This is a genomic window from Micromonospora sp. NPDC005163, assembly GCF_053599835.1.
The window spans coordinates 1-9,967 of sequence record NZ_JBSFYP010000025.1 but is presented as its reverse complement, the minus strand read 5'-3'; the positions used below and the strand labels follow the sequence as shown (position 1 = coordinate 9,967).

The 9,967-nt window shown below is 73.6% G+C and carries 8 protein-coding genes and 1 pseudogene; 5 read left to right on the top strand and 4 right to left on the bottom strand.

From position 1 onward, the window contains the following. Window positions 1-28 precede the first annotated feature (28 nt). Entirely contained in the window at window positions 29-1,165 is a 1,137-nt protein-coding gene (locus ACWD6N_RS18610; RefSeq protein WP_354963307.1) for an 8-amino-7-oxononanoate synthase, read from the bottom strand. Window positions 1,166-1,408: 243 nt separating this feature from the next. Between ACWD6N_RS18610 and bioB the strand changes: the two genes are divergently transcribed. The 4 genes from bioB (at window position 1,409) to ACWD6N_RS18590 (ending at window position 4,471) form a co-directional block, all read left to right on the top strand. Beyond that, a complete protein-coding gene (gene bioB / locus ACWD6N_RS18605) occupies window positions 1,409-2,404 on the top strand; it encodes a biotin synthase BioB (protein WP_074318140.1) in 996 nt (331 codons plus the stop codon). 5 nt (window positions 2,405-2,409) lie between these two features. Further along, on the top strand, window positions 2,410-2,604 hold the full coding sequence (gene bsaP / locus ACWD6N_RS18600) for a biotin synthase auxiliary protein BsaP (RefSeq protein WP_354963043.1): 195 nt from the start codon (window positions 2,410-2,412) through the stop codon (window positions 2,602-2,604). Window positions 2,605-2,608: 4 nt separating this feature from the next. Further along, window positions 2,609-3,115, top strand: a complete 507-nt coding sequence (locus tag ACWD6N_RS18595) for a GNAT family N-acetyltransferase (RefSeq protein ID WP_354963044.1) — start codon at window positions 2,609-2,611, stop codon at window positions 3,113-3,115. 135 nt (window positions 3,116-3,250) lie between these two features. Further along, window positions 3,251-4,471, top strand: coding sequence for a YbfB/YjiJ family MFS transporter (locus ACWD6N_RS18590; RefSeq protein ID WP_354963045.1), 1,221 nt, complete (start codon window positions 3,251-3,253; stop codon window positions 4,469-4,471). Between the two features lie 45 nt (window positions 4,472-4,516). On the opposite strand, the gene ACWD6N_RS18585 is transcribed toward ACWD6N_RS18590, so the two are convergent. From ACWD6N_RS18585 to ACWD6N_RS18575, 3 genes and pseudogenes are all read right to left on the bottom strand, one after another. After that, window positions 4,517-5,503, bottom strand: a complete 987-nt coding sequence (locus ACWD6N_RS18585; RefSeq protein ID WP_354963046.1) for a GlxA family transcriptional regulator — start codon at window positions 5,501-5,503, stop codon at window positions 4,517-4,519. Window positions 5,504-5,563: 60 nt separating this feature from the next. Further along, window positions 5,564-6,091 (bottom strand): DUF488 domain-containing protein, encoded by a 528-nt coding sequence (locus ACWD6N_RS18580; RefSeq protein WP_354963047.1) that lies wholly within the window; start codon window positions 6,089-6,091, stop codon window positions 5,564-5,566. 51 nt (window positions 6,092-6,142) lie between these two features. Then, window positions 6,143-8,764: pseudogene (locus tag ACWD6N_RS18575) on the bottom strand (glycoside hydrolase family 9 protein). A 290-nt stretch (window positions 8,765-9,054) separates the two neighbouring features. On the opposite strand from ACWD6N_RS18575, the gene ACWD6N_RS18570 reads away from it, so the two are divergent. Then, complete coding sequence (locus tag ACWD6N_RS18570; protein ID WP_354963048.1) at window positions 9,055-9,867, top strand: LPXTG cell wall anchor domain-containing protein; 813 nt, start codon at window positions 9,055-9,057, stop codon at window positions 9,865-9,867. Window positions 9,868-9,967: the final 100 nt, after the last annotated feature.

Here is a 9,967-nt window from a genome sequence, read left to right as displayed (position 1 = left end):
GCTCGCAACACCGGCTCACTCCTAGCGCTCATGGCGCGCACTCGACGATGACGTCCAGTGCCCGCTCGAAGGCCGGCCGGGACACCCCGGCGCTGACGGTGAGGCGCAGCCGGGAGCGGTTGTCCGGGGTCGACGGCGGCCGGAAGCAGCCCACCGCGACACCCCGGTCCCGGCAGTCGGCGGCCCAGGTCGTCGCCGCCTCCGGCCCGGGGGCGGTCACCGAGATCACGGCCGCGTCCGGCGCGGAGACGGTCAACCCGGCCGTACGCAGCCGGTCGACCGCGAGGGCCACCCGCTCGGCCAGCTCGGTACGCAGGTCATCACCGGCCCGGGCCAGCCGCAGCGCGGCGTGCACCCCGGCGGCGACCGCCGGCGGCAGCGCGGTGTCGAAGATGAACGTGCGGCCGGTCTCGACCAGGTGCCGGACGAACTCGGCCGGGCCGGCGACCACCCCGCCCGCGCCACCGAGCGCCTTGGACAGGGTTGCGGTGACCACCACGTCCGGTTCGCCGGCGAGCCCGGCGGCGGCGACCGCCCCGGCGCCGGCCGGACCGGTCACGCCGAGCGCGTGCGCGTCGTCGACCAGCAGCAGCGCGCCGTAGCGGCGGGCCACCGCGTGCAGCCGGGCCAGCGGGGCGAGATCGCCGTCGACCGAGAAGACCGACTCGGTGACCACCACCGCCGGGCGGCCCGGGGCCACCGCGAGCGCGGCGGCCACCGCCGTCACGTCGGCGTGGGCGGTGACCACGGTCTCCGCGCCGGAGATCCGGCAGCCGTCGATCAGGGACGCGTGGTTGTGCGCGTCGGAGACGAGCAGCGTCCGGGGTTGGACGAGGGCACGCAACGCACCCAGGTTGGCCAGGTAGCCGGAGGAGAAGACGAGGGACCGGTCGGTGCCCAGCCACTGCGCCAGCTCGTCCTCCAGCGCCTGGTGCGCGTCGGTGGAGCCGCGCACGAGGCGCGACCCGGTGGCCCCCAGCCCGTACGCCGACAGCGCCGCCGCGGCGGCACCGGTGACCTCCGGGTGGGTGGCCAGGCCGAGGTAGTCGTTGCCGGCCAGGTCGATCATGCCGTCGGCGGCGGGACGCGGGTGCAGCCGCCGGGTCAGCCCGGCCTTCGCCCGCAGATCCGCACGGCGGTCGAGCGCCGCCAGCCAGTCCGCCACCGTCACCCCTTCGCCACCGTCCGCGCCGGTCACGCCGACACCCGCCGGGCGAAATTACCACCCGCCACCACCGGCCCGACGGATCCACTCGGTACGCGAGGTCGACCGCACCGAACGTGAGCCTCGCGGCTGGGCCGATGCGACGGCTGCCGCGTACCGCTAGATCCCGACCACGCCGGCCGTCCCGCTCGCCCGGCCGGCGGGCCGTTCCGGCTGACCGGGGGGCCTTGTAGGGTACGAGCCATGCCAGAGATCCTCGACCAGGCCCGTACCCAGGTCCTGGGTGACGGCGTCGGCCTCGACGAGGCCGGCGTCCTCGCCGTGCTGAACCTGCCCGACGAGCACCTGCCCGCCGCCCTCCAGCTCGCGCACGACGTGCGGATGCGGTGGTGTGGTCCGGAGGTCGAGGTCGAGGGAATCGTCTCGCTGAAGACGGGCGGCTGCCCGGAGGACTGCCACTTCTGCTCCCAGTCCGGCCTGTTCACCTCCCCGGTGCGCTCGGTCTGGCTGGACATCCCGTCCCTCGTCGAGGCGGCGAAGCAGACCGCGAAGACCGGGGCGACGGAGTTCTGCATCGTGGCCGCCGTCCGCGGCCCGGACGCCCGGCTAATGAAGCAGATGCGCGAGGGCGTCGCCGCCATCAAGGCCGAGGTCGACATCCAGGTCGCCGCGTCGCTGGGCATGCTCTCCCAGGAGCAGGTCGACGACCTGGTCGACATGGGCGTGCACCGCTACAACCACAACCTGGAGACCTGCCGGTCGTACTTCCCCAACGTGGTCACCACGCACTCCTGGGAGGAGCGCTGGGAGACGCTGCGGATGGTCCGCGACTCCGGCATGGAGGTCTGCTGCGGTGGCATCCTCGGCCTCGGCGAGACCGTCGAGCAGCGGGCGGAGTTCGCCGCGCAGCTCGCCGAACTGAACCCGCACGAGGTGCCGCTGAACTTCCTCAACCCCCGGCCCGGCACCCCGCTGGGTGACCGCCCGGTGGTGGAGGGCAAGGACGCCCTGCGGGCCATCGCCGCGTTCCGGCTGGCCATGCCGCGCACCATCCTGCGGTACGCGGGCGGCCGGGAGATCACCCTCGGTGACCTCGGCACCCGCGACGGTCTGCTCGGCGGGATCAACGCGGTGATCGTCGGCAACTACCTGACCACGCTGGGCAGGCCGGCGACCGCCGACCTGGACCTGCTGGACGAGCTGAAGATGCCGGTCAAGGCCCTCTCCGCCACGCTGTGACGGTCATGACGACGACGGAGCTGTGGTGCGACCGGTGCGGTGAGCCGGTGGCGGCCGGCGGCGCCCACCCGGGCTGCGCGTCGGCCCGCCAGCTGGAGCCGCCGCGATACTGCCACCGCTGCCGCCGCCGGATGAAGGTGCAGGTGCTGCCGGTCGGCTGGTCGGCGGTCTGCGTCGAGCACGGCGAGATCCGGGGCTGAGCCGATGCTGCGGGGGCGGGCGGTGACTCTGCGACCGGCGACGGTCGCGGACGTGCCGGCCCTCGCGGCGATCCGCGCCGATCCTGAGGTGCGCCGGTGGTGGCGGGGCGGCGACGACCTGGTGGAAGCCGTTCGCGCCGACCTGGCCGACGACGAGCTGACCCTGTACGCCATCGAGCACGACGGCCGGGTGATCGGCGCGATCCAGTGGTACGCCGAGCCGGACCCGGACTACCGGCACGCCAGCCTGGACATCTTCCTCGACCCTGCGGTACGCGGCGCCGGGCTCGGCGTAGACGCCATCCGCACCCTGGCCCGACACCTCATCGAGGAGTACGGCCACCACCGGTTCACCATCGACCCGGCGGCGGCGAACAGCGCCGCCATCCGCGCGTACGCCAAGGTCGGTTTCCGGCCGGTCGGGGTGCTGCGCCGCTACGAGCGCGGCGAGGACGGGCGCTGGCACGACGGCCTGCTGATGGACCTGCTCGCCGACGACCTGGTGGAGTGAGCGGCGGCACCACCGCGTCCACCGCCGATGTCCCGATCCGAGGGTCACCGGTCCATCCGGCCGGCCACCGACCACCGGCAGTGCCGGGTTCCACCTGATCAGCGGGCCGACGAGCCCGCCGACCGAGGAGGAACCATGTCCCGATTCCCGTCCTGGCGGGAACCGCTGATCGCGCTCGGCCTGGCCGCCGGGCCGGTCGTGGCGCTCGGCTTCACCCGCTTCGCGTACGCCCTGCTGCTGCCCGCCATGCGCGGCGACCTGCACTGGACGTACGCCCAGGCCGGCGGCCTGAACACCGCGAACGCCGCCGGCTACCTGCTGGGCGCCGGCACGGCCGTGTTCTGGGCCCGCCGGTTCGGCGACCGGGCCGCGTTCCTGGGCACCCTCGCGGTGAGCGCGCTCATCCTGCTGCTCACCGCCGCGAGCGCGGACTACCCCGTGCTGGGCCTGCTGCGTTTCGTGGGCGGGGTGACCACGGCGGTCACCTTCGTGCTCGGCTCGGCGCTCGCCGCCCGGGTGTCCGCCGGGGGTGGGCAGCGGCGGGCCGCGACGATGGTGGCCCTCTACATGGCCGGGGTCGGCATCGGGGTGGTGCTCTCCGGTCTGCTGGTGCCGGCGGCGCTCGCGGTGGCCGGGGACGCCGGGTGGCGGGTCGGCTGGCTGCTGCTCGGCGGGGCCGCCGTGCTCGCGGTCGTCCCGGCTCTGCTCGCCGTCCGCCGAGTCGCGCCCGTGACCGGGGTCACCCGCGCCGGCATGCCCCGGGCGGACCTGGAGCGGCTCGCCCCGACCTTCGTCTGGTACGTGCTCTTCGGCGCCGGCTACGTGAGCTACCTGACCTTCGTGATCGCGCTGCTGCGCGACGAGGGGCTGCGCACGCCGGGGGTCGCCGCGTTCTTCGTGACGCTCGGCCTCGCGTCCGCGCTGGCCACGCTCACCGTGTGGGGGCGGCTGGTCAGCCGGCTGCCCGGTGGCCGGGCACCGGCGTTGGTGTCCCTGGTGGTGCTGCTCGGCGTGCTGCCGGTGCTGCTGCTGCCCGCCGGGCTGCCCGCGGCACTGCTCTCGGCGGTGGTGTTCGGCAGCGCGTTCATGGCCGGTCCGACGGCGGCCACGGTGCTGGCCCGCCGGGCCCTGCCGGTCGGCGGCTGGACCGCCGGCATCGCCCTGCTGACGGTGGCGTTCTCGCTCGGCCAGGCGGTCGGTCCGCTGGTCTCCGGCGTGCTGTCGGACTCCGGCGGGATCGCGGTCGGCCTCTGGCTGTCGGTGGCGCTGCTCGCCGTCGCCGCGCTGGTCGCCCTGCGGCAGTCTGATCCCGCGCCGGCGGTCGTCCCCGAACCCGAACTCGCCTCCGGCCGGTGATCCCGGTGGTCTCCGGTCGGGACGCCGGCCGGAGACCACCGCCGGTCACTGGTGGCCGGAGATGCCGGTGGTGCGGAAGCGGGACCGGTAGGCGCCGGGGTTGACACCGACGTACCGCACGAAGATCCGCCGCATCGTCTCCGGCGAGCCGAAACCGACTCGCCGGGCCACCACGTCCAGGGTGTCGTCGCCGCGCTCCAGCAGGCCGCGCGCCGCCTCCACCCGGATCCGGTCCAGGTACCCGGCCGGGGTGGTGCCCAGCTCGGCCCGGAACAGCCGGGCCAGGTGCCGGGGGCTCACGCCGCCGAGCGCCGCCATGCCGGCCAGGTCGTACGACCGGGCCGGGTCGCCGACCACCGCGTCCAGCACCCGGCGGAGCACGGCGTTGCGGGTGCCCTCCACGCTGGTCCGGACGCTGAACTGGGACTGCCCGCCCGGGCGTTGGATGAAGACCACCAGGTGCCGGGCGACCGCGCGGGCGATCTCCGGGCCGAGGTCCGCCTCGACCAGCGCCAGCGTGAGGTCGATGCCGGCGGTGATCCCGGCCGAGGTGATGATCCGGCCGTCGGTGATGAAGATCGGATCCGGGTCGACCGTGACCGCCGGGAAGTGCGCGGAGAGCTGGTCGGCCAGGTCCCAGTGGGTGGTCACCCGCCGCCCGTCGAGCAGGCCGGCCGCGGCGAGGGCGAACGCCCCGGCGCAGACCGACGCGGTCCGTCGCGCCCCGGCGGCGAGCCGGCAGATCTGGTCCAGCAGCGCCCGGTCCGCGGCCGCCGCCTGCCAGTCGGGCGCGCCCGGCACGACGAGGGTGCCCACCGGCGCGACGACGTCGGGCAGCGCAACGTCGGCGCCGAGCCGGGCGCCGGCGCTGCTGACCACGTCCCGGCCGTCGGGCGAGGCGAGCACCGACCGGTACGCCCCGCCGTGCTCGTTGGCGACGGTGAGGACCTCCAGTGGACCGGTGACGTCGAGCAGCCGCACCCCGTCGTAGACGACGAACAGCACCGTGTCATCGCGCTTCGGTGCCCGCACGGGTCGAGCCTAGCCAGCCGCCGGCACCCCGGTACGCCATCGGGTGCGACGGCCGGGCCCTCAACCGTCCCAGCACAGGTGCCCTTCGGGCAGCCGGCGGGCGCCTTCGGCCGTCCGGTGCGGGCTGAGCCGCCCGTCCGGCATCAGGTGCGCGACGGGCGTCCCGCGACCGAGCGCCGCGACGTCGGCGATGAGCCGGCGGTGGCAGCGCCACCAGAGGCTCTCGCTGCACATCACCGCGGTGGTCCGCGCGGCCGCGTCGGCCAGCACCTTGTCCAACGCCGCGTCGAACTCCGACGTGCGGGTGTACGCGGCGTACGCCCGGAACGCCGCGACCGTCCACCATGTGTCCGGCTCCGGCTCCCCGGCCGGAACGTGGCGGCGTCCGCCCAGGCGCGGCTCCCAGCGGTAGTCGATGCCGCACTCGGGCAGCCACCGCTCGAGTTCCTCCCGCCGGACGTCCGGGTTGGTGCGGCTGGCCGGGTACCGCCGCACGTCCACGACCAGGGCCACCCCGGCCCCGGTCAGCAGTTCCCCCAGCCGCACCCGGTCGGCTGTCCCGTGCCCGACGGTCAGCAATTCCCGCACAACGCTGGCTTGCCCCGAATCCCGCCGGGTTATCCCTCGTAGCGGTGGGCGTCAGGCGAGGGCGCAGGCGATCCCGTTGACGGTGAAGGCCGTCGGTCGAGGGTTGCTGCCGCTGTGCGTGCCGTTGAAGCCGAAGCTCACCGACGCCCCCGGGGCCACCGTGCCGTTGTAGGAGAGGCTGGTCGCGGTCACCGCCGCGCCGGTCTGGCTGACCGTCGCCGACCAGCCCTGGTTGTGACGTTGTCGGTCGACGCCGCCCAGCTCAGGGTGAGCCCCGTGGCGGTGACCGCCGAGGCGACCGGGGCGCCGGGCGGGCTGGGCGCGGTGGTGTCGGCGGTGTCTGCCGGCGGCGTGGTCACGCTGAGCATCGGCGAGGCTGCCGACGAGTTGCCCGCCGTCCCGGGCCACGACCGTGAACTGGTACGTCCGCTCCGGCAGCAGCGTCGAGACGGTCAGTGCGGTGCCGGTGACGGGCCGGATCACCAGCTCGTTGTCCACCGCCAGTGGATAACTACGGTCCGTCCTCCGCCGGTTACCCACCACGTCGTTGCCGACCAGGAACTCGCGAACCTCGTAGCCGGCCAGCCCGCTACCGCCGCTGTCGGTGGACGCCGCCCAGTTCAGGGTGACCGACCTCGGGGTCAGCTCGGACGCCACCGGCTTACCCGGCACGGTCGGAGCGGTGGTGTCCGGCACGGCCGGCCCCGGCTCGTCGCCCCAGATCCGGGTGCCGCCGGAGTAGAGCGGCACCTTCCGGTTCGGCCCGGCGGTGGCCTGGTACGACGGGTCGTTGGTCGGATCCCAGGTACCGCCCTCCGGCACCCCGATCTTGAACTGGACCTCCATCCGGTGCTGTGACTGCCCGGCCGGGGCGATGGTGTGCCCGGTGCAGTCCACCTCGACGTACCAGATGTCGCCGCTGAGCTGCCTCGCGCTGGTCGGGGACGGGCAGCCCTGGGTGTAGCCCGGGGTGACCTGCACCGGCCCGACGCCGTCCGGGCGGAAGTAGTAGCGGAACCGGGCGTCGGTCAGCGCCCGGGCCGGGTACGCGGACCTGTTGTAGATCATCGTTTTGAGACCGGTCGCCCGGGGCTCGGCCTGCATCACCGTGGTCTCCACGGTCACCTCGTCGAGGTCCGGCGTCTCGGCGACCGGGAAGCCGGCGAGCGGGGTGCCGCCGTACTCGGAGACCAGCCGGACCAGCGCGGAGGTGAAGCCGGCGTTGTAGTCGGTGGCCACCTCGTTCATCACGTAGTCCGACCGGCTGTCGGTGTACGCGTCGTTGGCCGCCGACGGCCCGCCGACCAGCGCGCCGTAGAGGGTGTGCCGGGTTTCGACGGGCACGGTCTGGCTGTCCCACCAGGAGCCGTGCGCGGTGCGGTGGTGCGGGTTGCGCGGCGAGTTGGCGCCGAACCCGATGACGTAGCTGGAGTTGCGCGGGTTGTCGCCGAGCGCGTAGTTGATCTGCCGGACGGCGAAGTCGTGGTAGCGCGCCTTGCGGGTGGTGTCGGTGGTCTTGTCGCTGTAGACCAGCGCGGCGAACGAGGTGTTGGCGGCGTAGCGCAGCGCGCCCCAGGAGTCGAGCACGGCCATGCCGCCCGGCGAGTACGGCACCCGCTGCCCGTCCACGCCGACGGTCCAGTAGTCCAGCCAACGGTTGGCGTCGTCGACGTACTTCTGCTTGCCGGTCAGGTTGGCCAGCAGCACGTACGCCCCGAACTGCTTGTTGTCCCAGGCGATGGTCCACTTGTAGGAGCGGGTGGTGGACTGGTTCTCGGTGCCGAGCTTGTCGTACTCGCTCTCGGCCTTGGCCAGGTAGCTGGCCTCGCCGGTGGCCCGGTGCAGCCAGATCGCGGCCCAGACCAGCTCGTCCTGCCAACCGCTCCACGAGCGGTAGAAGCTCGTCGCGTCGGTGATGCACTCGTGGTAGGACTTCCGCACCGTGTCGGCGAAGGTGTAGAGCTGCCGGGCGTGCCCGACCAGACGGTCGGCGTAGGCCGCGTCGGTGGGCCGGAACACCATCGAGGAGGCGGCCATCGCAGCCGCCGTCTCCCCCGCCAGGTCCGCGCCGCCACAGCTCGCATCGATCTTGTACGCGGGCCGCGCCATCGGCAGCACCTCGGCCGGGCCCCACCACTTGTGGTCGTCGTCGCCCTTGCCGACCTGTCCGTAGAGGACGTTGGCCGACGGGTGCGCCTTGATGAAGTAGTCGTTGACGAAGCGCAGGTTGTTCAGCAGGTGCGGCAGTTGCCCGGAGGCGGTGTAGCCGCTGCGGTATTCCACCGCGCCCCACGCCAGCATGGTGGCGCTGAACGCCATCGGGAAGCCGAACTTCACGTGGTCACCGGCGTCGTACCAGCCGCCGGTGAGGTCCAGCCCGACGTCGGCCCCGTCGGTGAGCGCGCTGTCGCCGCGCCAGGAGACCCGGTTCCAGTCGGGCAGCCGGCCGGACTGCTGCGCCTCGTAGAAGAGCAGCGACTTCTGCAACGCCTCCGCGTAGTCGAAGGCCGGTGCGGCGGACGCGGGCCCGGACGGCGGTGCGGCCACCGCCAGGGCGAGCCCGGTGAGCAGGGCGACGCCGGCGGCGAGCAGTCGCCGTGGCCAGGGTTGGTCGGCGACCGGTGATAGGGACCGGTCCGGGCGGCCGGGCGACGGCCGGGTGGGATGGGGCATGGCGGGCTCCTGTCGGTGGCGGAGTCACCACGGGGATCCACGGAAGCGCTCCCATGGATAGTCGACAATGTAATGTGAGCACTGCGGGTTGGGAAGCCCGCCGGAGCGCGCGGAGCGTCGCGGCGGCGGTACGTGTTACGGCGACACGCGCAGGAAAGCCGCAGAAGTTGGCCCGAATCCTGTTCCTGTCCGGCACGTCGTCCCAGCTCAGGCCGATCGACCGATGTCGCCAAAAGATCCCGTACATGGGATCATGTGCCGTCCCCTCGGCCAATCTCGGAGGAATACTCATGCCACAGCGTCGGCGCCTGGTGCGCGCGGCCGTCTGCACGGCCGCCGCCACGGCCGGTCTCGCTCTCGCCACCCCGGCTTGGGCATCGACCACCGTCACCAATCCCGTCCTGCACCAGGACGGCGAGCACATCCTGGCGGCGGACAACGGCTTCAACCAGGGCTTTGGCAAGTGCGCGGCAGGCCAGCAGGCCGACCAGGACGTCTGGGTCTTCATCTGGCCCGGCAAGGGCGTCGAGAGCGTCGACGCGGTGCGGATCGGCTGGGATACCGACAACAACGGCACCGCCGACACCTACAAGACCCTTGCGGACGGCCACTTCACCACCGACAACGGCGCCAAGAAGGTCTGGTTCGCCACGCCGTCCGGCTGGAAGCTGGAGAGCGGCGAGTCGACCATCCACGGGCAGGTTCCGCAGAACTTCTTCAACCTGACCCACACGTGCGCCGGCACCGGGGGCACCCAGTCCCCGAGCCCCACGCCGTCGAGCTCCGTCTCGCCGTCGACCTCGGCCTCGCCGTCGACCTCGGTCTCCCCGTCGGACTCGGTCTCGCCGTCGGACTCGGTCTCGCCGTCGGACTCGGTCTCGCCGTCGGACTCGGTCTCCCCGTCCGACTCGACCGCACCCGAGGGCTCCGTCTCGGCCTCGGCCAGCACGGGAGGCGGCGCGGGTGGCACCGACAATGGCGGCGGTCTGCCGCTGACCGGTGTGGCCGTGACCAGCCTCGCGCTGGGCGGCGTCGCCCTGATCGGCGGTGGCGCCCTGCTGATGATGCGGCGCCGTCGCGACCGGATCACCTTCACCAGCTGATCCCGCTCGGCCCCGCGGCCGGGGGGCGGGCGCCCGGGGGCCCGGGGGCCCCCGCCGCCCGGGGGGGGGGTGGGGGTGTGGGGGGGTGGTCAAGCACCCC